At 72.0% G+C, this 22611-nt stretch carries 20 protein-coding genes; 8 read left to right on the top strand and 12 right to left on the bottom strand.

Translation table 11 applies throughout. The features are described from left to right. The first annotated feature begins 23 nt into the window (after positions 1 to 23). Positions 24 to 593: a TIGR03086 family metal-binding protein gene (locus QRY02_RS34370; RefSeq protein WP_285986955.1), complete on the top strand. Its 570-nt coding sequence runs from the start codon at positions 24 to 26 to the stop codon at positions 591 to 593. 1 nt (position 594) lies between these two features. Here QRY02_RS34370 and QRY02_RS34365 read toward each other — a convergent pair whose 3' ends face one another. Continuing rightward, the gene (locus QRY02_RS34365) at positions 595 to 1419 is read right to left on the bottom strand and encodes a (2Fe-2S)-binding protein (RefSeq protein ID WP_285986954.1); all 825 of its coding nucleotides are present in this window, start codon (positions 1417 to 1419) and stop codon (positions 595 to 597) included. 359 nt (positions 1420 to 1778) lie between these two features. On the opposite strand from QRY02_RS34365, the gene QRY02_RS34360 reads away from it, so the two are divergent. Both QRY02_RS34360 and QRY02_RS34355 read left to right on the top strand, forming a co-directional pair. Beyond that, entirely contained in the window at positions 1779 to 4337 is a 2559-nt protein-coding gene (locus QRY02_RS34360) for an ATP-dependent Clp protease ATP-binding subunit (protein ID WP_285986953.1), read from the top strand. A 106-nt stretch (positions 4338 to 4443) separates the two neighbouring features. Next, positions 4444 to 6171: an Hsp70 family protein gene (locus tag QRY02_RS34355; protein WP_285986952.1), complete on the top strand. Its 1728-nt coding sequence runs from the start codon at positions 4444 to 4446 to the stop codon at positions 6169 to 6171. 1 nt (position 6172) lies between these two features. Here QRY02_RS34355 and QRY02_RS34350 read toward each other — a convergent pair whose 3' ends face one another. The 3 genes from QRY02_RS34350 to QRY02_RS34340 are packed head-to-tail and all read right to left on the bottom strand — an operon-like array spanning position 6173 to position 8094. Continuing rightward, on the bottom strand, positions 6173 to 6655 hold the full coding sequence (locus tag QRY02_RS34350) for a YbaB/EbfC family nucleoid-associated protein (protein ID WP_285986951.1): 483 nt from the start codon (positions 6653 to 6655) through the stop codon (positions 6173 to 6175). Next, on the bottom strand, positions 6648 to 7709 hold the full coding sequence (locus QRY02_RS34345; RefSeq protein ID WP_285986950.1) for a hypothetical protein: 1062 nt from the start codon (positions 7707 to 7709) through the stop codon (positions 6648 to 6650). The genes QRY02_RS34350 and QRY02_RS34345 overlap by 8 nt, the downstream gene beginning before the upstream one ends. 4 nt (positions 7710 to 7713) lie before the next feature. After that, a complete protein-coding gene (locus tag QRY02_RS34340) occupies positions 7714 to 8094 on the bottom strand; it encodes a hypothetical protein (RefSeq protein ID WP_285986949.1) in 381 nt (126 codons plus the stop codon). 161 nt (positions 8095 to 8255) lie between these two features. Here QRY02_RS34340 and QRY02_RS34335 point away from each other — a divergent pair, with 161 nt between their 5' ends. Next, entirely contained in the window at positions 8256 to 8918 is a 663-nt protein-coding gene (locus tag QRY02_RS34335) for an Ig-like domain-containing protein (protein WP_285986948.1), read from the top strand. On the opposite strand, the gene QRY02_RS34330 is transcribed toward QRY02_RS34335, so the two are convergent. The 3 genes from QRY02_RS34330 to QRY02_RS34320 form a co-directional block, all read right to left on the bottom strand. Then, complete coding sequence (locus QRY02_RS34330; protein ID WP_285986947.1) at positions 8915 to 9349, bottom strand: hypothetical protein; 435 nt, start codon at positions 9347 to 9349, stop codon at positions 8915 to 8917. The two genes, QRY02_RS34335 and QRY02_RS34330, sit on opposite strands and share 4 nt — an antisense overlap. Then, complete coding sequence (gene pcp, locus QRY02_RS34325; RefSeq protein ID WP_285986946.1) at positions 9346 to 9987, bottom strand: pyroglutamyl-peptidase I; 642 nt, start codon at positions 9985 to 9987, stop codon at positions 9346 to 9348. The genes QRY02_RS34330 and pcp overlap by 4 nt, the downstream gene beginning before the upstream one ends. Positions 9988 to 10058: 71 nt before the next feature. Continuing rightward, positions 10059 to 11492 carry a M1 family metallopeptidase gene (locus QRY02_RS34320; protein WP_285986945.1) on the bottom strand — a complete coding sequence of 478 codons (1434 nt, stop codon included), beginning with the start codon at positions 11490 to 11492 and terminating at the stop codon, positions 10059 to 10061. A 146-nt stretch (positions 11493 to 11638) separates the two neighbouring features. Between QRY02_RS34320 and QRY02_RS34315 the strand changes: the two genes are divergently transcribed. Then, on the top strand, positions 11639 to 14806 hold the full coding sequence (locus QRY02_RS34315; protein ID WP_285986944.1) for an AfsR/SARP family transcriptional regulator: 3168 nt from the start codon (positions 11639 to 11641) through the stop codon (positions 14804 to 14806). Between the two features lie 88 nt (positions 14807 to 14894). Here the strand turns inward: QRY02_RS34315 and QRY02_RS34310 are convergent, their stop codons facing one another. Further along, the gene (locus QRY02_RS34310) at positions 14895 to 15701 is read right to left on the bottom strand and encodes an ABC transporter permease (RefSeq protein ID WP_285986943.1); all 807 of its coding nucleotides are present in this window, start codon (positions 15699 to 15701) and stop codon (positions 14895 to 14897) included. Next, positions 15698 to 16675 carry an ATP-binding cassette domain-containing protein gene (locus QRY02_RS34305; RefSeq protein WP_285986942.1) on the bottom strand — a complete coding sequence of 326 codons (978 nt, stop codon included), beginning with the start codon at positions 16673 to 16675 and terminating at the stop codon, positions 15698 to 15700. Before QRY02_RS34305 ends, QRY02_RS34310 begins: the two co-directional genes overlap by 4 nt. Before the next feature lie 105 nt (positions 16676 to 16780). Here QRY02_RS34305 and QRY02_RS34300 point away from each other — a divergent pair, with 105 nt between their 5' ends. Next, positions 16781 to 17797: an endonuclease/exonuclease/phosphatase family protein gene (locus QRY02_RS34300; RefSeq protein ID WP_285986941.1), complete on the top strand. Its 1017-nt coding sequence runs from the start codon at positions 16781 to 16783 to the stop codon at positions 17795 to 17797. Here QRY02_RS34300 and QRY02_RS34295 read toward each other — a convergent pair whose 3' ends face one another. Continuing rightward, entirely contained in the window at positions 17798 to 18595 is a 798-nt protein-coding gene (locus QRY02_RS34295; protein WP_285986940.1) for an SIR2 family NAD-dependent protein deacylase, read from the bottom strand. It abuts the gene before it with no gap. Beyond that, a complete protein-coding gene (locus QRY02_RS34290; RefSeq protein WP_285986939.1) occupies positions 18588 to 18899 on the bottom strand; it encodes an antibiotic biosynthesis monooxygenase family protein in 312 nt (103 codons plus the stop codon). The genes QRY02_RS34295 and QRY02_RS34290 overlap by 8 nt, the downstream gene beginning before the upstream one ends. A 51-nt stretch (positions 18900 to 18950) precedes the next feature. On the opposite strand from QRY02_RS34290, the gene QRY02_RS34285 reads away from it, so the two are divergent. Beyond that, complete coding sequence (locus QRY02_RS34285; protein ID WP_285986938.1) at positions 18951 to 20339, top strand: AAA family ATPase; 1389 nt, start codon at positions 18951 to 18953, stop codon at positions 20337 to 20339. On the opposite strand, the gene QRY02_RS34280 is transcribed toward QRY02_RS34285, so the two are convergent. Beyond that, positions 20325 to 21731 carry a M1 family metallopeptidase gene (locus QRY02_RS34280; protein ID WP_285986937.1) on the bottom strand — a complete coding sequence of 469 codons (1407 nt, stop codon included), beginning with the start codon at positions 21729 to 21731 and terminating at the stop codon, positions 20325 to 20327. The genes QRY02_RS34285 and QRY02_RS34280 overlap by 15 nt on opposite strands. Before the next feature lie 75 nt (positions 21732 to 21806). On the opposite strand from QRY02_RS34280, the gene QRY02_RS34275 reads away from it, so the two are divergent. Next, complete coding sequence (locus tag QRY02_RS34275) at positions 21807 to 22553, top strand: alpha/beta fold hydrolase (RefSeq protein ID WP_285986936.1); 747 nt, start codon at positions 21807 to 21809, stop codon at positions 22551 to 22553. The last annotated feature ends 58 nt before the right edge of the window (positions 22554 to 22611 follow it).

The raw sequence follows: 22611 nt of genomic DNA, 5'->3' as shown, positions 1-22611 counted from the left end.
GGCGGCGAGTTTGGATCACCGGCATGACTGCCGAGTTGCTGCGTCCCGCCGCGGCCGAATTCCTCCGGATCGCGTGTGCGGTCCCCGACCTGACCGCGCCGACGCCGTGCGCGGGGTACGACGTCCGCGGGCTGCTCAACCACTTCCTGTACTGGGGCCCGTGGTTGATCGCCGCGGGACGGCGCGAGGACCCGCCCGCGATGGGGTCCGCCGAGGCGGATGCGGCCCTGGTGACGGACGGCTGGCGCGCGGATCTGGAGAAGCAGACGGAGACGCTGGTGGAGGTGTTCGGGACGCCGGCGGCGTGGACGGGCACGACGGCGCTGGGTTCGGCGCCGATGCCGTCGGCGGTGGTGGGCGCGATGGTGCTGGGCGAGTTCGTGCTGCACGGCTGGGACCTGGCCCGGGCGAGCGGCCAGGAGTGCGCTTACGCCCCCGAAGCGGCGACGGTGGTGTACGAGTCCGCGGTCGCGATGGGCGACCAGGCGCGGTCGATGGGGGTGTACGGGCCGGCGGTGGCGGTGGCCGCCGATGCCTCGCCGCTGGAGCGGGCGCTGGGGGCGGCCGGCCGGGATCCGGGCCGGCCGGCCTGAGTCACCGGGGGCAGGTGCGCGGGCAGCCGTCGCACTCCGTGGCCGAGGGCAGCAGGTACGAAAAACAGCAGCTCTCCCGCCGCCGCGTCCACTCGCGGTGGCCGTCCGGGCCCTCCTGCAGGCGCAACGTCGACGCCGAGGTCAGCGGCGGGTACCGGGCGTCGAGCACCAGTGCCGCGTCCGCCACGCCCGCGCCCTCGGCCTCCGGGGTCCCGCCCTGGCGGCCCGCCCACCACAGCGAGTTCTCCAGCGCGTCCGTCGCCGCCGCCCACAGCGTCCGGCGGCCCAGCCTGCTGAGCGGTGCGTACGCCCGGACGAACTGGGCCGCGTGAGCCAGGTAACGCGCCCGGAGGACGGCCGCCAGCGCGCGTTCGTCGCGGACCACGGTGGCCTCCGGGCGGGCCGAGCCCGGGTCGGTCGGGAGGCAGTGGAACGCGTCACCCAGCACCGCCATGCCGTCGGGGTGCGGCCGGTCGTCGGCCAGGCGGAACGCCAGCTCGGCCGGCTTCAGCGACGGCACCCGGCGCTCGTGGTGCCACAACAGCGCGCCGACGTACGCCGGGACGTGCAGGTACCAGGTCAGCACCCAGCTGGCCGTGGTCCGCGACGGTGTCGCGTCGTGCTCGCGCAGCAGCCAGTCGCCCAGCAGGCCGCGCCACTCGTCGAAGTACCCGGGTGTCTCCAGCAGCTCCGAACAGCGGATCCAGCCCGCCGGGACGTCACGCCGCAGTTCGGAGCGTTCCTGCAGGCCGGAGACCCGCCGCAACGACGACGCGAGGCCGTCGCCGACCTCGCGTGCGTCACGGAAGGACCGCTGCTGGCTCAACCGCGGCCCTCCTCGGGTGCCGTAGTGGATTAGGCGTGCCTAACCTTACAGTCTTCCGGAAGCTGCGCCAATCGGGTGGGGCACTCCCAGCTTGCGGACTGTTCGCGGTGAGCGGACAGGGCGCGGATGGCGGAATCCGCGTGGCCGTTCGCACGTTGGGCTTGACGTAAAGGTGCAGGGCAACCTGATGATGGGAGCACCCGGGAGACACCACGTCCGGGTGCGGAAACGACCGCCGAGAGCCGTAGTGGCACGCCAGCGCGACGGCTTGGCTACTAGAGTGGTCTCACGGTGCTGAATCCATCGCGGTGAAAGCACGATGGAAACGGGCCGCCGGCGCAGCAGTCGAGGGAGTGCACATGTTTGAGAGGTTCACCGACCGCGCGAGGCGGGTGGTCGTCCTGGCTCAAGAAGAGGCCAGGATGCTCAACCACAACTACATCGGCACCGAGCACATCCTCCTGGGTCTGATCCACGAGGGTGAGGGTGTCGCCGCCAAGGCGCTGGAGTCGCTGGGCATCGCCCTGGAGGGCGTGCGCCAGCAGGTCGAAGAGATCATCGGCCAGGGCCAGCAGGCGCCGAGCGGGCACATCCCGTTCACGCCGCGCGCCAAGAAGGTGCTGGAGCTGTCGCTGCGCGAAGCGCTGCAGCTCGGCCACAACTACATCGGCACCGAGCACATCCTGCTCGGCCTGATCCGCGAGGGCGAGGGCGTCGCCGCGCAGGTTCTGGTCAAGCTGGGAGCGGACCTCAACCGGGTCCGCCAGCAGGTGCTGCAGCTGCTCTCGGGCTACCAGGGCGGCAAGGAGTCCACCGAAACCGGTTCCGGCCGCGGTGAGGGCACCCCGTCGTCGTCGCTGGTCCTCGACCAGTTCGGCCGCAACATGACCGTGCTCGCCCGCGAGGGCAAGCTCGACCCGGTCATCGGGCGCGGCAAGGAGATCGAGCGGGTCATGCAGGTGCTGTCCCGCCGGACCAAGAACAACCCGGTGCTCATCGGCGAGCCCGGCGTCGGCAAGACCGCCGTCGTCGAGGGCCTCGCGCAGAGCATCGTCAAGGGCGAGGTGCCCGAGACGCTCAAGGACAAGCAGCTCTACACGCTGGACCTGGGCTCCCTGGTCGCCGGCTCCCGCTACCGCGGTGACTTCGAAGAGCGCCTGAAGAAGGTGCTCAAGGAGATCAAGACCCGCGGCGACATCATCCTGTTCATCGACGAGCTGCACACGCTGGTCGGGGCGGGTGCCGCCGAGGGTGCGATCGACGCGGCTTCGATCCTGAAGCCGATGCTCGCCCGCGGTGAGCTGCAGACGATCGGCGCGACCACGCTCGAGGAGTACCGCAAGTACATCGAGAAGGACGCCGCCCTCGAGCGCCGGTTCCAGCCGATCCAGGTCGGCGAGCCGTCGCTGGAGCACACCATCGAGATCCTCAAGGGCCTGCGTGACCGGTACGAGGCGCACCACCGCGTCTCGATCACCGACTCCGCGCTGGTCGCCGCCGCGACCCTGGCGGACCGGTACATCAACGACCGGTTCCTCCCGGACAAGGCGATCGACCTGATCGACGAGGCCGGCGCCCGGATGCGCATCCGCCGGATGACCGCGCCGCCGGACCTGCGCGAGTTCGACGAGAAGATCGCGAACGTCCGCCGCGACAAGGAGTCCGCGATCGACGCGCAGGACTTCGAGCGGGCCGCCCGCCTGCGTGACGAGGAGAAGACCCTCCTCGGCCAGAAGGGCGAGCGGGAGAAGCAGTGGAAGGACGGCGACCTCGACGTCGTCGCCGAGGTCGACGACGAGCAGATCGCGGAGGTGCTGGCCAACTGGACCGGCATCCCGGTGTTCAAGCTGACCGAGGAGGAGACCACCCGGCTGCTGCGCATGGAGGACGAGCTCCACAAGCGCATCATCGGCCAGGAGGACGCGGTCAAGGCCGTCTCGCAGGCGATCCGCCGTACGCGGGCCGGTTTGAAGGACCCGAAGCGCCCGTCCGGCTCGTTCATCTTCGCCGGCCCGTCCGGTGTCGGTAAGACCGAGCTGTCCAAGGCGCTGGCCTCGTTCCTGTTCGGCGAGGACGACGCGCTCATCCAGATCGACATGGGCGAGTTCCACGACCGCTACACCGCTTCGCGGCTCTTCGGTGCCCCTCCGGGCTACGTCGGCTACGAAGAGGGCGGCCAGCTGACCGAGAAGGTGCGGCGCAAGCCGTTCTCGGTGGTCCTGTTCGACGAGATCGAGAAGGCGCACCAGGAGATCTACAACACGCTCCTGCAGGTGCTGGAAGACGGCCGCCTGACCGACGGTCAGGGCCGCACGGTCGACTTCAAGAACACGGTCCTCATCTTCACGTCCAACCTGGGCACGTCGGACATCTCGAAGTCCGTCTCGCTCGGGTTCGCCGGGTCCAACGACACCGGCACCCGGTACGAGAAGATGAAGCAGAAGGTCAACGAGGAAATGAAGAAGCATTTCCGCCCGGAGTTCCTGAACCGGATCGATGACATCATCGTGTTCCACCAGCTGACGCAGGAACAGATCATCATGATGGTCGACCTGATGATCGGCCGCGTGGAGAAGCAGCTCAAGGCCAAGGACATGGAGCTGGAGCTCACGGCGAAGGCCAAGTCGCTGCTGGCCAAGCGCGGCTTCGACCCCGTGCTGGGTGCGCGGCCGCTGCGCCGCACGATCCAGCGCGAGATCGAGGACCAGCTGTCGGAGAAGATCCTCTTCGGCGAGGTCGAGCCGGGCCAGATCATCCTGGTCGACGTCGAGGGCTGGAGCGGCAACCCGGAGGACAAGGACGACCAGGCGAAGTTCACCTTCCGCGGTGAGCGCCGGCCGTCGTCGATCCCGGACGCCCCGCCGGTCAGCATCGGCGCGGGCCACGAAGAGCAGGGCGGCGAAGCCGAAGGCGAGTGATCGCCGCGTAGGACGCCAGGAGGGCGGTTCCCCGGTTCGGGGAGCCGCCCTTCCGGCTGTCCGGGCCCGTGAGACGATGCCGCGGACCTTGGGAGGGGGAATCCGCGTGGACGTGCTGTCGATCGACTTCGGGACTTCCAGCACCGTCGGTGTCCTCTCCGCCTTCGGCCGGGGGCCGCGGGCCATCGAAGTCGACGGGTCCGTCACCATGCCCTCCGCCGTCTACGTCAACGACGACGGCCTGCTCGTGGTCGGCCAGGATGCCGAACGGCGAGCCCGGCTCGATCCCAGCCGGTTCGAACCCAACCCCAAGCGGCGCATCGACGAAGGCCGGCTGCGGCTCGGTGACCACGAAATACCGATCACCGACGCCTTCGCCGCCGTCCTGCGCCGGATGGGCGAGGAAGCCGAACGGCAGCTCGGCCGCCCGCCAGCGCAAACCCGGATTTCGCACCCCGCCGGCTGGGGTGCCGTCCGGCAGGACGTCCTCCGGGCCGCCGCCGCGAAGGCCCGGTTCGCCGACGTCCGGCTGATCCCCGAGCCGGTGGCCGCCGCCGCCCACTACGCCAGCCTGGGGAGCCGGACCGGCGGCCCCATCGGCGTTTACGACCTCGGGGCCGGCACCTTCGACTGCGCTGTCGTCGGAGTCACCCGGCAGGGCTTCACCGTGCTCGCCGAGGACGGCCTGCCCGATCTCGGCAGCCTCGACATCGACCAGGCCCTGCTCGTCCACATCGGACGCTCGGTCTCGCACACCGATCCGGCGCAGTGGCAACGCCTCCTGCGGCCGCAGACCACCGCCGACCGCCGCACGCGCCGCGCGTTGCTGCAGGATGTCCGTGACGCCAAGGAAAGCCTCTCACGGCACGCGCAAACCCACGTGCCGATGGCCGAGCCGTTCGGGGACGTCCTCGTCAGCCGGGACGAGCTCGAAGCGCTCGTGCGGCCCAGCCTGCTGCGCAGCGCCGAGCTGCTCGCCGCCACGATCCGCCGCGCCGGCCTCACGCCAGCGCAGCTCGCCGGGGTCTACCTCGTCGGCGGGCCGAGCCGGATGCCGCTGCTGGTCAGCCTGCTCGGCCGGCAGCTCGGCGTCGCGCCGACCACGCAGGACCAGCCCGAGACGGCCGTCGCGTTCGGGCTCCACCACGTTCCGCTGGGCACCACCACGGACCTCACCGTGCCCGCGTTCGCGCCGGTCCGCCCGCCCGTGGTGCCGCCGCGGCCGCAACCGTGGCAGCAGCAGGCCGCCCGGCCGCCGCACTACGCGCCGCCGCCGCAACAGCAGCAGCCACAACCGGTGCCACGCAAGCGAACCAAGCTGCTCGTCGGGATCGCGGTGCTCGTCGTCGTCGCGATCACGGTGACCGTCGTCCTCTTCGCCACGAAGAGCGAATCAGCGCAGTCTACAGTGGACTGCACGACGACGGCTCAGCGCGACCGGGCCGGGTTCACCCCCTGCCTGCGCTCGCTGGCCGGTACCGTCCCGGACCGGACGACCTGTCAGGCCGCCGACTCCGTGGGCAAGCTGGTGCACGCCCAAGCCGCGGTCACCTGCGGGTTCGGCAAGGGCAGCGTGGTCAGCTACTACCAGGGCGTCACCGTCGCCGAGGTCGAGGCGAGCGCGAAGCTGCAGGTCGGCGGCCGCAACGTCGTGGAGGGCAGCTGGGACGGCGGCGGGCTGCACGGCCGGTACATCGCCGGGGTCGGCAGCTTCTCCGGGATCGTGCTCTTCGGCCCGGACGACCGCCGGGTGGCCGGGCTCTACACCTCGCTCGACGCGCGCCGCACCGCCGACCTCGTGGCCTTCTTCACCCGCGAGATCAAGCCGGCCTGATTCACCAGGCCTTGTCGAACCGCATACCGCCGGCGTACCAGTCGTCGTCGGGCACCGGCCCGGACGGCGGTGCGGCGGCGGCGGTGTCCGAAGACCGGTCCTTCAGCACCTTGGCGCCGGAGTCCGCGGCCGGCGCAGGCGCAGGCGCAGCAGCCGGGGCGGCCACCGGAACCGGGACCGGCTCGAACTGCACCCGCCAGCGCAGCCGGTCCATCAGGTAGCCGCCGGTGCCCAGCGGCGCCAGCAGCTGCCCGGTCCGCTTCGCCGACTCGCGCTGGGCCTCGACGTACGTGCGCAGGACGGCGTCCGCGATCTCCGACGGCGACATCCCCGAGACGGCGTCGGTGAGCCGCAGCCGGGTCAGCACGCCGTCGGTGTTGACCGACAGCGAAACCGCGCCGTCGGCGGACGTCGCCGTCGCCGACAGCGCGTCGAGCTCGGCCAGCAGGGTTTCACGATCCGGTTTCGCCGGACGGTCAGCCATCCAGCCGCTCCAGGTGGCCGTTGTCCTGCGAGACCCGGCCGTCGGGGGCGATGTCCACGTTCCGGTCGCGGACGTTCTTCTCGGTCTGCCGCGAAGTGTGGTCGGTCTCGAAGTTGTCCGGGTCGAAGCTCGAGCCCGGGCTGACGTCCGGCGGGTCGGGTATCTTCGGCAGGTCGACGGCTTCGTCGCCGATGCGGTTCGCCAGCGTCTGGGCCGCCTCGCCGGCCCCGTCGCGGATCTTGCCCGCGCTGTCGAGGAAGCTCTGGTGCAGGTCGAACGCGTTGTCGCCGGTGATCTCCGCCTGGTTCGCCACCATCGCGCTGATCGCGCCGCCGGCGGCGTTGCCGGCCACCAGCGCGCCGTTGGCCGCGGTGAAGATCGCCGCGCCCGCCGGGGCGGCGACGCCGGCGCTGGCCACGGTGAGCAGGCCGGCGACCGCGCCCGCGAACGTGGCCGCGAGCACCTTCGACATGGCGGCTTCGCGCTTGCGGGACTGGTCTTCCTGGTACTTCTTCGCCGTCTCCAGGAACGTGGTGCCGAGGTTGCTCAGGTCCTGGCGGGCCGACGCGATGGCTTCACGTGCCGCCACGACGTCGCTCTCCAGCACGGTGATCTTGGTTTCGACCTCGGTGAAGGCGTCGGCCAGCTGGTTGAGGTAGGCCTTGACCGCGTTCGCGGCCGACCCGCGCCAGACGTCGAGGAACTGCCGGGCGTCGTCGAGCTTCGGCCTCGAGTCGCGCTGCAGCTGCTTCCAGACGGCGTCGTGCTTCATGATCAGGCTCTGGAGACCCGAGGTCGACTCGTGGTCGATGTCGGCGTCGGAGAACTCCCGGTAGACGTCGGCGATCTGGTCCTGCATCTTGCGGAACTGCTCGCTGGAGTCGTCGAACCCGAACAGCCAGATCTCGGTCATCCGCAGGACTTCGAGGGCGTCCAGTGCGTCGTTCGCGCCGTCCTTCAGGTCCTCGGACACACCCTCGAGGAGTTCGGCGCGGCGGTCTTCGCCGCTGGACATCGGTTCGGCGTCGAGGCCGGTGTCGAAGTAGCCGTCCACGTCGTCAGTTCCCTTCCAGGCCCGCGGCCGCGCGGTTGACGTGCCGCTTAGAGTCCTCGTCGGCCTGTTCGTACAGCTCGGCGACCCGCATCAGCGCGTGGCTGGTGTCCGCGGTGGTCTGGTGCAGCTGCGCGACCAGTTTCTGGATCTTCGCCAGGTGGTCGTCGTAGGCCGCCGCGACGGCGGGCATGCCCAGCGTGCGGCCGAAGGCGTTGGCCGCGGGGAGCATCCCGGCGATGCCGCCGAAGAAGCCACCGCCACCGGACGAGACGGGGACGTCGGTGCCGCGCAGGCCGCCCGACGCGGTTTCCGCGGCGACGGCCGCGTCCTGGAGGGCTCCGGCCGAGTCCCGCAGGTCCTGCAGGTCGGTCTCGAATCCGATCATCACTCACCTCTTCTTCGGGCTGCGCGTCCGGACATGTAAACACCGTTCGATCGGCCGGCAGGGGCGTTTGCGGGTGGTGTGCCCCAGATCACGAGTGGCCCGCTGTACCGCCGAACGGGCGAATGTCGTCCGTGGCGGGCAGGCTCGGCGCTCCTCCCTGCATGAGCACAGTCACGGAACCTCGCGCACCGACCGTGCGGAGCCGGTTGCGCGAGGCAAAACGCTTCTCCTGGACGGGATTCGCGGTCACGGTCGCGGCATCGCTGCTCGGCACGCTCGTCCCGGCGGCGATCGGGGCCGGCCCGGACGCGACGCTGATCTCCACGCTGGTGGTCACGGTCCTGGCGGCGGGCGGGTTCACCGCGAAGGACGGCAGCGCCCGCGGTGTCAAGGCGATCGCGATCGTGCTGCTGGCGACGGGCGCGCTCGTCCTGACGGTGACCGGGGTGACCGTGCTCGACCTCGTCCGGGGGCGCCCGGCGACGTTCCCCGGTGTGCCGGAAGCGGCCGCCGAAGCGCGGGTCATCGTCCCGGAGTCGGTCACCTGCGGCGCGACACCCGTGCACACGACGACGACCTGCGTGGTGGCGGTCCGCAGCGTCGGCGCGAGCGCGCTGCGGGTCAGCGGGATCGAGGTGGACAGCACGGACTTCGCGGTGGACGCGAGCGGGTGCGTCGGCCACGAGGTGGCCCCGGGCCGCCGGTGCACGCTGGTCGTCAGCTTCACCCCGGCCAAGAGCGGCGACCGGGTCGCGGACCTGACGGTTCACCACAACGTCCCGGGCCCGGCGGCGTTCGTCGAGCTCACCGGCCGCGGCGGTTAGCTGTGGGTCAACCGCGCACCGGCGGCGAAGGCGATCCACGCCTGCACGATCCCGAACGCGAGCGACGTGACCAGGACCGGCGGGCCGTGGACCGACGCGACCGCGCCGTACGGCTCGACGAGGACGACCGGCAGGAGGAACGCCCCGGTGAGCACCCGGCGCCGTGGCTCGATGCCGCCCAGCGACAGCACCGGCCACATCACGAACCCGGCGAACAGCGCGGTGACCACGACGAGCGCCGGGACCCAGAAGATCACGCCCAGCCCGCACATGCTTTCCGGGTAGCTCGCCCTCTCGGTCGCGCAGGACTGGTTCAGGTAAGAGCTGACCGCGTGCGCGAACGCGCCGATGCCCGCGCCGGTCAGCAGGGCCGTGACGCCGACGGTCAGCACCGCCCCGGGTCTGGCCCAGACGTCCCGGCCGCGCGTCAATGCTCCGCGCCCGCGCTGACCGCCAGGTCCTCGGTGACCCGCAACGCCGTGTCCGCCAAGGCTTCCAGCGCGTCGGCGATCCGGTCCACGCTCAGCGACGGCTCGGCCCCGCCCGCGGCCGCGACCTGCTCCGGGCTGAACGGGACGTGCACGAACCCGCCGCGCACGCCCGGGAACTCCGTGGCCAGCAAGTGCATCAACCCGTAGAACACCTGGTTGCACACGTACGTCCCGGCGGTGTGGGAGACCGACGCCGGTACGCCCGCCGCGCGGATCGCCGCTACGCACGCCTTCACCGGCAACGTCGTGAAGTACGCCGCCGGGCCCTCCGCGACGACCGGGGCGTCCACCGGCCGGGCGCCCGCGTTGTCCGGGATGCGGGCGTCGATCAGGTTGATGGCCACCCGCTCCGGGGTCACCTCGGACCGGCCGCCCGCCTGGCCGGCGCAGACCACCAGCGACGGCCGGTGCTCCTCCAGCGCCCGCCGCAGCGCGGGCAGCGACGCCGCGAATTCGCAGGGCAGCTCGACCGCCGCGACGTCGTCACGGCGGGCGCCCACCAGCGAAACCGCCTGCCACGACGGGTTGACCGGCTCGCCGCCGAACGGCGCGAAGCCCGTCATCAGCACCCTGGCCATGCCATCCTCCCCGAACGAAAAGCGTCGAGGCCACCCTACGTCCGCAGGGTGGCCTCGACGACGATCGCGGATCAGGCGGCGGGCTTGAGCCCACCCGGGTAGAGGTACTGGTCGGCCGGCTTGCCGGTGCCGTACACCCACGCGTCGAAGAAGCCCTGGAGGCTCCGGTGCGCGGCGAATTCGGTGAACCGCTGGAACTCCTGCATGCTCGCGTTCCCGTCGCGGTGCAGCGACGGCCAGGTCTTCAGGACCCAGTCGAACGCCGGCTGCCCGATGTAGTTGCGCAGCGCGTGCAGCATCACCGGGCCCTTCGAGTACACGTACGTGAACTCCCGGCCTTGGCCCATGTCGTACAGCTTGCCGTTCCAGAACGCCGGGGACGCCTTCTTGACGTCGTCGGCGTACTGCTTGTTCAGGTCGACGCCTTCCTTCGCCTCGTCCCACAGCCAGGTGGCGTAGGAGGCGAAGCACTCGTTGAGGCAGACGTCGCGCCAGTGCGCGACCGCGACCGAGTCGCCGTACCACTGGTGGGCGTTCTCGTGGACGATCGTCGGCACCGTGCCGGCCCAGCCCGCAGAGTAGATCGGCCGGCTCATCGTCTCCAGCGAGAAGCCGATCTGCTCGTTGAGGAAGATGCCGCCCGCGGCGTCGATCGGGTACTTGCCGAACTTCGACTCGAGGAAGTCGAGGATCTCCGGCAGCCGCGCCTCGGCCTGCTTCGTCGAGTCGGGGACGCCGGGGGCGAACGCGCTGACGATCGGGGTGCCGTCCTTGCGCTTCTGGCGGTCGAAGGTCCACTTGTCGATCGCGACCGTCGTCATGTACGGCACGATCGGCGTCTCTTCGGCCCAGACGTGCGTGGTGCCGCCCGGCGCCTTGAACGACGGCTTCTCGCGGCCGTTGGCGATCACGCCCCACTCGTCGGGCACGGTGATGGCCAGGTGGAACGTGGCCTTGTCGAGCGGGGTGTCGTTGACCGGGTACCAGGTGGTGGCCGACTTCGGCTCGCCGGCGGCGAACGCGCCGCCCGCCTGGGCGAACTGCCAGCCGTTGTTGCCGAGCGCCGGGTCGTCGATCGGCGCGGGCACGCCGTGGTAAGCGATCTTCACCTTGAAGTGCTGGCCCCGCCACAGCGCGCGCGACGGCGTGATGACCAGCTCGTGGTCCCCGGTCCGGCTGAACTTCGCGTCCCGGCCGTCGACCTTCACCGAGTCGACGGTCAGGCCCTTGAAGTCCAGGTCGAACGAGCTGAGCGACTGCGTCGCCCGCGCGGTGATGTCCTGGTTCCCGGTGAGCTGGTGCGACGCCGGGTCGTAGCCGACCTTGAGGTTGTAGTCGGCGACGTCGTAGCCGCCGTTGCCGTCCTGCGGGTAGTAGCTGTCGCCGGCGCCATCGCTGCCGGGCTGCGCCGTGCCCCAGCCCTCGCCGGCGGCGGCGACGCCGGTGCCGAGGCAGAGACTGGCGGCCACGGCAACCGCCACCACGGCCGGTTTCTGTCCCCTCATGAACGCTCCTGTTCGTGTCGGTGGACGTCGTCCGCAACGTATCGCCACGATCGGGTGATCCGGCGGATCGCGTCGTATTTGTCCGGATAATCAGCACTTCCGTCGGCCCGCCCCGGCGCGGCGCCGCCGTCTGGAAAGCTGGACACATGCGCGTTGCGCTGCTGGGCCCGCTGCGGGCGGCGGAAGACGACGGCACGCCGATCGACATCGGCGGCGCCCGCCTCCGCATGCTCCTGGCCCGGCTCGCGCTGGACGCCGGGCGCGCGGTCCCGGCCGACGCGCTCGTCGACGGCCTTTGGGGCACCGGACCACCGGCCGACGCGGCCAACGCCCTGCAGTCGCTGGTCTCCCGGCTGCGGAAGGTGCTGCCGGTGGCCGTCGAATCCGGGCCGGGCGGGTACCGGCTCGCGGTGGCGGCGGCTGACGTCGACGCCGAGCGGTTCGAACGGCTCGCCGCCGAGGGCCGCCGCGAGCTGACCGCGGGCCGCGACGCCCGCGCCGCCGACCTGCTCACCGAGGCCCTCGCGCTGTGGCAGGGCGCCGCCCTCGCCGACGTCCTCGACGCGCCGTTCGCGTCGGCGCCCGCGCGGCGGCTCACCGAGCTGCGGGCCGAGGCGGCCGATGACCGGTTCGAAGCCCTGATCCGGCTGGGCGAGCACGCCGCGGTCCTGGCCGACCTGACCGCGGCGGCCGACGCCGACCCGCTGCGCGAACGGCTCGCCGGGCTGCGGATCCGCGCGCTGTGCGCGGCCGGGCGGCAGCCGGAAGCGCTGGCCGTCTACGCCGGGCTCCGCCGCACGCTGGCCGACCAGCTCGGCGTCGACCCCTCGGCCGAGCTGCAGGAGATCCACGTCGCCGCGCTGCGCGGCGAGTTCGCGCCGCCGTCGCCGGTGGCCGACCGGCTGCCGACCCGGCTGACCACGTTCGTCGGCCGCGACGACGAGCTCAAGCTGCTGGCCGAGCTCCTCGGCGGCGCCCGGCTGGTCACCCTGACCGGGCCGGGCGGGGCGGGCAAGACCCGGCTCGCCACCGAGGCGGCGTCGCGGCACCCCGCGCACCAGCGGGGCCGCGTCTGGTTCGCCGCGCTGGCCGGCGTCCGCGACCCCGACGACGTCGCCGGTGCGCTGCTGGGCGCGCTCGAGGTCCGCGAGATCCGCACCGAGGCCGAGGTCCACCGGCGGCCGCCGGATCCCGTGGCGCAGGCCGTCGAGGTGCTCGGCGGCGAGGAAGCCCTGCTGGTGTTGGACAACTGCGAGCACGTCGTCGACGCCGCCGCGCGGCTGGCCGACGAGCTGCTGCACCGGGCGCCGCGGCTGCGGATCCTGGCCACCAGCCGCGAGCCGCTGGCCATCACCGGGGAGGCGCTCTGCCCGCTCGGCCCGCTGCCGGTGCCCGCGGAACGCGCCGCGCCCGCGGAGGCCGCCGAGCTCGACTCGACCCGGCTGTTCCTCGACCGGGCCGCCGCGGTGCGGCCCGACTTCGTGCTCGACGAGTCCACTGTGGACCAAGTCGGGGAGATCTGCCGCCGCCTCGACGGGATGCCGCTGGCGCTGGAGCTGGCCGCGGCGCGGCTGCGGTCGATGACCGTGGCCCAGATCGCCGGCCGCCTCGGCGACCGGTTCCGGCTGCTCACCTCGGGCAGCCGGACGGCCCTGCCGCGGCAGCGGACGCTGCGCGCGGTCGTCGAGTGGAGCTGGGAACTGCTGGCCGAGCCCGAACTCGTGCTGGCCCGGCGGTTCGCGGTGTTCACCGGCGGCGCCGAGCTCGGGGTGATCGAGGCCGTCTGCGCCGACGGGCGGCTCCCCACGGGCGACGTGCCGTACGTGCTCGGCAGCCTGGTCGAGAAGTCCATAGTGGACACGGTGGACGCCGGGAACGGCGAGCCGCGGTACCGGATGCTCGAGACGCTGCGCGCGTACGCCACCGAGCGGCTGGTGGAGTCGGGAGAGCACGACCGGACGCGCCGGGCGATGGCGTCCTACTACGCCGAGTTCGCCCAGCGGCTGGAGCCGACGCTGCGCACCGGCGCGCAGCTGGAGGCGATCGACGCGTTCGAAGCCGAGAGCGCGAACATGATCGCCGCCCTGCGCGGCGCGATCGAGATGTCCGATGTGGACAACTCGGTCGCCCTGCTGGACGGGATGATCTGGTACTTCACCATTCTCGGCCAGGGCGGCCGGGCGGGCAGCCTGATCCACGAGACCCTCGAGTTCGGCGACCGGCTGCCCGCCGAGGTGATGGCCGCCTACCGGGTGCTCGTCCACCTCATGGACGAGATCCCGATGCGGTCGGACCCGGCCGGGATCATGCGGCTGGTCGACGACTGCGTGCGCACCGGCGCGGTCGACCGCTACCCGGGGCTCGCGGTGGCCCTGCCGATGCTGGCCTTCCTCGGCGGTGATCGCGAGGTCGCCCTCCGCGAGGTGCACCGGGCCGAACGGCACCCGGACCCGTGGACCCGCGCCGGCGGGCACTGGGTGGAGAGCTTCCTGCTCGACGACGAGGGTGACGTCGAGGGGGCCGACCGGGCACGCGACCTGGCCCACGCCGGGTTCGAGGCGGTCGGCGACCGCTGGGGCATCGCGATGACGCTGAGCTTCAAGGCGTACGCGCTGTCGCAGAACGGCGACAGCGCCAAAGCCATCGAGATCTACCAGCAGGGCCTGGCCCTGTCGATGGAGCTGCGGTCGTACGAGGACGCCGTGCAGCACTGGTGGCGGCTGGCCGTCGAGCGGGCGCGCACCGGGGACTTCGAGGGTGCCTGGCGCGATCAGGAGGCGGCGGAGCGCTACGGCGAAGGCATCACGAACCTGCAGCACCGGGCCATCCTGATGTTCGGCCGGCTCGAGCTGCTGCTGCGCACGGACCGGCTGGCCGAAGCGCGGGCGCTGCTCGACCGCCTCGCCGCGATGGGCGGCGACGACTGGTTCCCCGGCGGCATCGGCGACGAGTTCATCCACGCCTTCGAAGCGCGGATCCTGCTGGCCCAGGGCCGCCCGGACGAGGCCGATTGGCACGCGGCCATCGCGATCCGGGCGACGGGCCGGCGCGGCGACATGCCGGACATGGCCGGGGTGGTCGAGCTGCTGGCGATGATCCGCGAACGCCAGGGCCGTCCCGAGACGGCGACCCGGGTGCTCGCCGCGTCCGCCGTCATCCGCGGGCGGCTCGACCTCGGCAGTCCCGAGGTCCGGGCGCTCATCGACGCCCTGCGCGCGGCGCTCCCGGACTACGACGCCCGCTACGGGGAAGCGTGCCGGGTGTCCAAAAAGGACACGATCGCCTGGCTGCTGGCCGAGCTCGGCCCGGCCTGACCGTGGACGTGCCGGAGGGGACGTCCGCCCCCGCGAACGTCCCCTCCGGCTTCCCCTGGCGCGACCCACCCCCGTGCGTCGGCGCCTCTCAGACCCGCCGGCGGTAGGCCCAGGTGGCCAGCGGGAAGAACACGATCACCGCACCGGCCATCCAGGCCAGCGCCCCGGCCAGCGGGCCGGCCACCGGACCGCCGTTCATCAGGCCGCGCAGGGCGTTCGCCATCAGGCTCACCGGGCTGATGTCCGCCCACGCCCGCAGCCAGCCCGGCATGGTGGACGTCTGCACGAACACGTTGCTGCCGAAGGTCAGCGGCATGATGAAGACGAACATCAGCGCCTGCGCCGAGCCCGGCGACTTCATCACCATGCCGACGAACACCGAACCCCAGCAGAAGCACAGCCCGAACGCCAGCGCGAGCAGGATCGCCACGGCGAACTCGCCGGGGCTGGTCGCGATCCGGTAGCCCATGATCGTCGCCACGACCATCAGCACGGTCAGGCACACCACGTACCGCACGACGTCGGCGAGCACGGCACCGATCAGCGGTGCCGAGCGGGCGATCGGCATGCTCCGGAACCGGTCGAACACGCCCTTGGTGACGTCGGTGTTGAGGTTCGTCCCGACGGTGAGGCACGCCTGCAGGATGTTCATCACGATGATGCCGGGCACGACCATCTGCAGGTAGGCGTCGGTCGAGCCGGACAGCGCGCCGCCGAACAGGTACACGAACATCACCAGGAAGATGATCGGCATCAGGGTGACGTCGGCGAGCTGTTCGGGGTTCTTGCGGATCTTCAGGATGCCGCGCCACGCGAGCGAAAGCGCGTGCTGGAGCCCCTTGCCGGGGCTGATGTGCCGCGGCGGGGCCGGGCGGTCGAGGGCCAGCGTCGTCATGCCAGGCTCCCTTCGAGGGTCTTGTCCTCAACGGACTGTTCGGCGGTGTGCCCGGTGAGGGCGAGGAACACCTCGTCGAGGCTGGGCAGCCGCAGCGCCAGCTCGTCCGCGGTGATCCCGGCTTCGTCGAGCTTGCGGACCAGGGTGGACAGCAGCACCGGGTCGTTGACCGGCGCGGTGAGCAGCCCGGAGGCGTCATCGCGGGTCGGCCGGACCCCGGAGAGGTCGCCGAGGATCCGGTTGACGGCGTCCATGTCGGACAGCTGGGTCGGCCGGACCTGCAGCGTCTGCCCGCCGACGCGGCGCTTCAGCTCGTCGGCGCGGCCGTCGGCGACGACCCGGCCGTGGTCGAACACGGTGATCTTGTCGGCCAGCTGGTCGGCCTCCTCCAGGTACTGCGTGGTCAGCAGCACCGTCGCGCCCTCGGCGACGAGGCCGCGGACGACGTCCCAGACCTCGTTGCGAGCGTGCGGGTCGAGCCCGGTGGTCGGCTCGTCGAGGTAGAGCACCTCGGGCCGGCCGACGAGGCTGGCGGCCAGGTCCAGCCGGCGCCGCATGCCGCCCGAGTAGGTCCGGATCGGCCGCTTGGCCGCCTTGGTCAGCTCGAACCGCTCGATCAGCTCGGTGGCCCGTTTCTTCGAGTCGGCGCGGGAGTTGCCGTACAGCCGTCCGATGAGGACGAGGTTCTCGATGCCGTTGAGGTCCTCGTCGACCGACGCGTACTGCCCGGTCAGCCCGATCAGGCTGCGGACCCGGACCGGGTCGGCGACCACGTCGTAGCCGCCGACCGTGGCTCTGCCGGCGTCCGGTTTCATCAGGGTCGCGAGGATCCGGACGGCGGTCGTCTTGCCGGCGCCGTTCGGCCCGAGCACCCCCACGACCTGGCCGAACGGGACCTCGAGGTCCACCCCGTCCAGCGCCTTGGTGTCCCCGAAGTGTTTGACCAGGCCCTCGGCCTGGATCGCGTGCGACATGGGCGTCCTCCTTCACTCGTCGCTCCTGGGATCACAGTGGACGGCCGCGCTGGCAGGCCGCGCACAGCGCGCTGGCAGCGGCTGGCAGGCCCTGGTGGAGATCTTGTGGAGGAGTTGTCGGCGCCCGGGCCGCCCGGCGCCGGTCTGGGCATACTCGGCAGCATGGTGGTTGCGGAAGAGACGCGGTCGCGGCGGAAGTACCCGCTGGTCACGGCCCTGCTGGTGCTGCCGGTGGTGCCATTGGCGCTGCTGGCGGCGCTGCGCCTGGTCGGCTTCGACGGCGGCTGGTACACGCTCGTGGCGTTGTCGCTGACGCCGTACGCGGCGGCCGCGGGACTGCTCCTCGGCGGCCTCTCCCTGGCGTTGCGGCGGTGGTGGACCGGCGGGGTCGCGCTGGTGCTGGCGCTCGCGCTGGCCGTCCTCGTCCTCCCGCGGGCGTCGGCGAGCGAACAGCGTGACGTGCACGGCAAGACCCTGCGCGTCCTCGCTTCGAACCTGCTCTACGGCCGGGCGGACCCTAAGGCCGTCGTCGACCTGGTGCGCGAGCAGCGGATCGACGTGCTGAACCTGGTCGAGATGACGCCGGCCGCGGTCAGCCGGCTGACCGCGGCCGGGCTGTTCGACCTGCTGCCGCACCGGGTGCTGCACCCGGCGCCCGGCGCGTTCGGCTCGGGGATCGTCTCCCGTTTCCCGCTGAAGGAGGTCAACCTGACCGGTGACTCGGCGGCCAAGCAGCCGGGCGCGGAGGCCGACCTGGGCGACGGCGTCGTGGCCGAGATCGTCGCCGTCCACCCGATCTCCCCGGACGTCGACTCGCGGGGGTGGGAGCGCCAGATCAAGGACCTCTCGCAGCCGGCGGGCGAGCACGGCCTGCGCATCCTGGCCGGCGACTTCAACGCGACCCTGGACCACGCGGCCTACCGCACGGTGCTGGCCCGCGGCTACCGCGACGCGGCGGAGGAGCGCGGCGAAGGGCTGACCCCGACGTGGCCGTCGTCGCTGCCGGTGGTGACGATCGACCACGTGGCGGTGGACAACCGCGCGGCCGTGCTGGACTACCGCGTGTTCGACGTCAACGGCAGTGATCACCGGGCGGTGTTCGCCGAGGTCCGGCTGCCGTGATCAGCGCGGCAGGAGCCGTGTCAGCGTTTCCAGCGCTCCCGCCGCGATCGACACGCCACGGTCGTGCCGGATCCCGGATTCCCTCGGGTTGACGCGGATGAGCGCGCCGGTCGCCGCGCTGGCCAGTTCGGCGTAGCGGCGGACCGTCGGGACGGCCTGGCCCGCGCCCAGTTCCACCACCACGAGGTCCCGGGCGGTCCGGCGCCACGCCGTCAGCTCGTCCAGCTGCGCCTGGCTGCGGTCAGGGACCCAGGAGAAGTCGCCGAACATGAGGATGTTGGGCCGGGCGAGGCCGCCGCAGCGGGGGCACAACGGGAGCGGCGGCACCGCACGCATGGTCTCCTCGTCGACCACGACTTCCCCGGTGGCGGGCCAGATGTCGTCCGTGCACCCGGCGAGGCACTGCAGGTGGTGGATGGAGCCGTGCGCCTCGGCGACGGGCTCGAAGCCCGCCGCCTGGAACTGGCCGTCCACATTGGACGTGAACACCCGGACGCCGTGGGGCAGGGCCGAGCCGAACTCGCGCAGCAGCCGGAAGCCCTCGTGCGGCACGGTCTTGCGGTAGAGCTCCAGCCGGTGCCCGTAGAAGCCCCAGGCCAGCTCCGGGTCGCCGGCGAAGTGCCGTGGGTCGGCGAGCTCCTCGAACCGCAGCCCGAGCCGGGCATACGGCGGGTACGCGCGCCAGAACCCTTCGCCGCCGCGGAAGTCCGGCAGCCCGGAGTCGACGCCCATGCCGGCGCCGGCGCAGATCAGGAGCGCGCCGGCGCCGTCCAGGAGCTTTGCGGCGAGCTCACTCACCCGGCTGCGAACCGAGGACGACCTCGAACTCCAGCAGGTTCGCGCCGGTGGACACGGGCTTGGCCCGCTCGCCCGCGTGCGCCGCCGCGGCCGGGCCGCCCTTCGCCCACGCCTGGTAGTGCTCCTCGGTCTCCCACTTCGTGTACACGAAGTAGCGCGTCTCGCCGGAAACCGGCCGCAGCAGCTCGAAGCCGAGGAAGCCCGGCTGCTCGTCGACGGAGTGCATGCGCGCGGCGAACCGCTTCTCCAGTTCGGGGCCCGCGCCCTCGGGGACCTCGATCGCGTTGATCTTCACGACACTCATGTCTCCCACCCTAGTTGGCTGCCGGGTGTGATCCGTGCCACTGTTGGTGGTATGGGGAGCACCGAGCGCGACCTCGCCACCGATCTCGCCCGGATCGTCCGCGCCGCGGCCGACGAGGTCGCGGGCGGCGGGGGCAGCGAACTGATCGAGCGGGTGACCGGCCACCTGGGCGCGCCGTTGCCGGAGGTGGTGGTCGTCACCCGCAACTGGCCGATGTGGGAGCACGCCAACATCCAGTGCGGCGTCGACGCCTACCTCGCCGAACACGGCACGGCCGTGGGCTGGTTCGGCATCGCGGGCGGGCAGCGCACGCACGAAGACCTGATCGGGATGCTCGCCACCGCGCGCAGGCAGGGGATGTACGAGCTCGGCTCGGTGGACTACACGACCACGGCGATCGGCCCCGACGCCGCGACCGAGGCGGTGCAGCTCGGGCTGGTCGGCACGCACGCCCCGGGTGGCGAGCCGGTGCTGCTCGCGATCCGTGGCGCCAACCCGCAGTGGGGACTCGAGCAGTGCCGGCTGGAGGTCCTGGCGACTTCGCGGGCGACCGCCACCGAAGTGCGCGACCGCGTCGAGCGCCTGATGGCCGAGCGCGACCTCCTGCGCGGCCAGGTGCTGGCCTTCGGCACCAGTGAGCACCGCGGCAACGAGCTGCTCACGTTCCTCCCGCGGCCGGCGTTGACCGGCGAGGAGGTCGTGCTGCCGGACGGCGTGCTCGACGCGATCGAGCGGCACACGATCGGCATCGCGCAGCACGGCGAGCGGCTGCTGGCGGCGGGGCAGCACCTCAAGCGCGGGCTGCTGCTGCACGGCCTGCCCGGCACGGGCAAGACGCACACGGTCCGCTACCTGATGGGCCGCCTGCCGGACACCACGGTGATCATCCTGACCGGCACGGCGATGAAGCTCGTGGGCAAGGCCGCGGAGCTGGCGCGGCGACTGCAGCCGAGCGTGGTCGTGCTGGAGGACGTCGACCTGATCGCGCAGGACCGCAGCTACGGGCCGATGGTCCAGCCCCTGCTGTTCACCCTGCTCGACGCGATGGACGGCGTGGGCGGCGACGCCGACGTCACGTTCCTGCTCACCACCAACCGCGCGAGCGAGCTGGAGAAGGCCCTCGCGGACCGCCCGGGCCGCGTCGACCTCGCGGTGGAGATCCCGTTGCCGGACGCGGCCGGGCGTGAAGCGCTGCTGCGGTTGTACGCGCGCGGTCTGAAGCTGACGGCGGACCTGGCCCCGGTCGTCGAGGCGACGGCGGGGATGACGGCGTCGTTCGCGAAGGAGCTGTTGCGCCGGGCGTCGCTGCTGGCGCTGGGTGCGCGGCCGGAGGAGGACGTCGTGGTCGGGGACGCGGAGCTGACGACGGCGTTGCGGGAGATGCAGGACGCCCGGAGCGCGCTGACGCGGTCGCTGCTGGGCAGCTCAGCTGCGCAGTGAGCCGGGGAACAGGTCGGCGTCCGCGGGGAGCTTCGTGCCGCGGAACCAGGTGTCGAAGAACGGCCGCAGGTTCTTGCCGCCGATCCGGGTCGCCATCGCTTCGAAGTCGGACCAGGTTGCGTTGCCGTGGCGGTAGCGGGCCGGCCACTCGTGCAGCAGCTTGGCGAACGCCGGGTCGCCGATTTCGCGGCGCAGGGCGTGCAGCGCCAGGATGCCCTTGTTGTAGACGCCTTCGAACTCGTGGCCCTGGCCCATTTCCACCAGCTTCTGCGCCCAGAAGTCCGTGCTGCCGCGGGTGATCTCGATCGCCGCGCGGTAGCGGTCGTCCAGGGTCTGGCCCTCGCGCTCGGCCCACAGCCACTGCGAGTACGACGCGAAGCACTCGTTCAGGCAGACGTCGGACCAGTTGCGCACCGAGACCGAGTCGCCGAACCACTGGTGGGCGTTCTCGTGCACCAGCGTCGGCAGGTCGGCCCACTTCGCGTACGTCGGCCGGGTCTGCGTCTCGAGCGAGAACGGGACATCCTCGTTCAGGAAGATCCCGCCCGCCGCCGACTGCGGGTACGGGCCGAACTGGCCGGTCAGGAAGCCGAGCACCTCCGGCAGGCGGTCGCCGACCGCGCGGCGGGCTTCGACGCCCGGCGCGTACGCCGAGACCACCGGGGTGCCGTCCGGCAAGGTCGACCTGTCGACCTCGAACTTGCCGATCGCGATCGTCGTCAGGTAGCTCGCCACCGGGGTGACCTCGGTCCAGGTGCCGGGCGGGCCCTCGCGGCCGTTCGAGAGCACCGTCCAGCCCGCCGGGACGTGCGCGGTGAGCGTGAAGGTGGCCTTGTCGCGCGGGGTTTCGTTCGCCGGGTACCAGAACGCCGCCGAGTGCGGCTCGCCGACCATGTACGCGCCGCCGTCGGCCGAGTGCTTCCAGCCGTTCTCGCTGCCGCCGTCGTGCGGGGTCTTGGCCGGGTCGCCGCCGTAGCGGACCCGCGTGCGGAACGTCGTCCCGGCCCGGATCGGTTCCGGCGGGGTGACGACCAGCTCGAACGCCTTCTCCCGGCTGAACTTCGCCGGCTTGCCGTCGACCTCGACGCTGTGCACGTCCAGTCCGCGCAGGTCGAGGTCGAACCGGCTCAGGTCCTGGGTGGCCTTCGCGGTCACCGTGGTGTCGCCGTCGAGGTGCCCGCTCGGCGGGTCGTACTTCACGTCGACCTGGTAGCCGAGGGCGTCGTAACCACCGTTGCCGTCGTCGGGGTAGTACGGGTCGCCGGCGCCGGCCGCGCCCGGCACCGGGTGCATGGGCGGCGGCGGGGGCGGCAAGGCGACGGCGTCGCCACCGCACGCCGCGGCGAGGACCACCGCGGCGCAGACGGCCAGGGCGGTGAGTCGGCGGCGCATGACCACCACCATAGGTGATGGACAGCGACGGTTTGGTCACGTTCCGCACCAGGGGTTTTGTGGTTAGGTGGCCGCGTGCTCTGTTTCGGCGGCAGCGGCGTGCCGATCGTTCTGCTCCACGGCCTGATGGGCCGGGCGCGGACGTGGTGGCGGGTCGCGGAGTGGCTCCGGCCCTACGGCGCGGTGTACGGCCTGGACGCGCGCGGCCACGGGAACGCGCCGCGCGTCGGGCCGTGGACGACCGAGCGCTTCGCCGACGACGTCGCCGAAGCGCTGCGGAGCCTCGACGCGGGCCCGGCGGTGCTGATCGGGCACTCGATGGGTGGCCTGCACGCCTGGGCGACCGCCGCGCGGCACCCGGAGCTGGTCCGCGCGGTCGTGTCGGAGGACTTCGCGCCGGACCAGCGCGGCCGGACCGTCGAGACCTGGCGCGGGTACTTCGAGAGCTGGCCGGTCCCGTTCTCCTCGCTCGACCACGTCCGTGAGTTCTTCGGCGACGCGGGCGGGTACTTCGCGGACTGCGTCGAGGAGCGCGACGACGGCTTCCACCTGGTCGCGGACCTCGAGGACCTGTACGTCATCGCCGCCGAATGGGGCCGCCGGGACTACTGGGACGTCGTCGAGGCGATCCGCTGCCCGCTGCTGTTGGTCGAGGGCGAGCACACGGCGATGCCGCTCGGCCAGCAGGCCGAAGTCGCCGACCGCGTCCCGGGAGCGAAACACCTGGTGGTGCCCGGCTCGGCGCACCTGCCTCACGACGAAGCCCCGGAGACCTACCGCGGCGCCGTCGAAGCCTTCCTCAGCCAGGTGCTGAACCGCTGAACCGGACGACATGCGTACTTGGACGGACGACACGCGTACCTGGACGGACGACACGACG

It is taken from the genome of Amycolatopsis sp. DG1A-15b (genome assembly GCF_030285645.1).
Lineage (GTDB): Bacteria > Actinomycetota > Actinomycetes > Mycobacteriales > Pseudonocardiaceae > Amycolatopsis.
The sequence above is the reverse complement of the archived record's forward strand: the minus strand, read 5'-3'. Positions and strand labels throughout refer to the sequence as shown.

Bases quoted from the DNA above. Each gene is read 5' to 3' on its own strand.
- QRY02_RS34370 (WP_285986955.1), top strand. From the start codon at position 24: ATGACTGCCGAGTTGCTGCGTCCCGCCGCGGCCGAATTCCTCCGGATC.
- QRY02_RS34360 (WP_285986953.1), top strand. From the start codon at position 1,779: ATGTTTGAGAGGTTCACCGACCGCGCGAGGCGGGTGGTCGTCCTGGCT.
- QRY02_RS34350 (WP_285986951.1), bottom strand. From the start codon at position 6,655: ATGGCTGACCGTCCGGCGAAACCGGATCGTGAAACCCTGCTGGCCGAG.
- QRY02_RS34285 (WP_285986938.1), top strand. From the start codon at position 18,951: ATGGGGAGCACCGAGCGCGACCTCGCCACCGATCTCGCCCGGATCGTC.
- QRY02_RS34320 (WP_285986945.1), bottom strand. From the start codon at position 11,492: ATGAGGGGACAGAAACCGGCCGTGGTGGCGGTTGCCGTGGCCGCCAGT.
- QRY02_RS34310 (WP_285986943.1), bottom strand. From the start codon at position 15,701: ATGACGACGCTGGCCCTCGACCGCCCGGCCCCGCCGCGGCACATCAGC.
- QRY02_RS34340 (WP_285986949.1), bottom strand. From the start codon at position 8,094: ATGATCGGATTCGAGACCGACCTGCAGGACCTGCGGGACTCGGCCGGA.
- QRY02_RS34280 (WP_285986937.1), bottom strand. From the start codon at position 21,731: ATGCGCCGCCGACTCACCGCCCTGGCCGTCTGCGCCGCGGTGGTCCTC.
- QRY02_RS34305 (WP_285986942.1), bottom strand. From the start codon at position 16,675: ATGTCGCACGCGATCCAGGCCGAGGGCCTGGTCAAACACTTCGGGGAC.
- QRY02_RS34335 (WP_285986948.1), top strand. From the start codon at position 8,256: ATGAGCACAGTCACGGAACCTCGCGCACCGACCGTGCGGAGCCGGTTG.
- QRY02_RS34315 (WP_285986944.1), top strand. From the start codon at position 11,639: ATGCGCGTTGCGCTGCTGGGCCCGCTGCGGGCGGCGGAAGACGACGGC.
- QRY02_RS34290 (WP_285986939.1), bottom strand. From the start codon at position 18,899: ATGAGTGTCGTGAAGATCAACGCGATCGAGGTCCCCGAGGGCGCGGGC.
- pcp (WP_285986946.1), bottom strand. From the start codon at position 9,987: ATGGCCAGGGTGCTGATGACGGGCTTCGCGCCGTTCGGCGGCGAGCCG.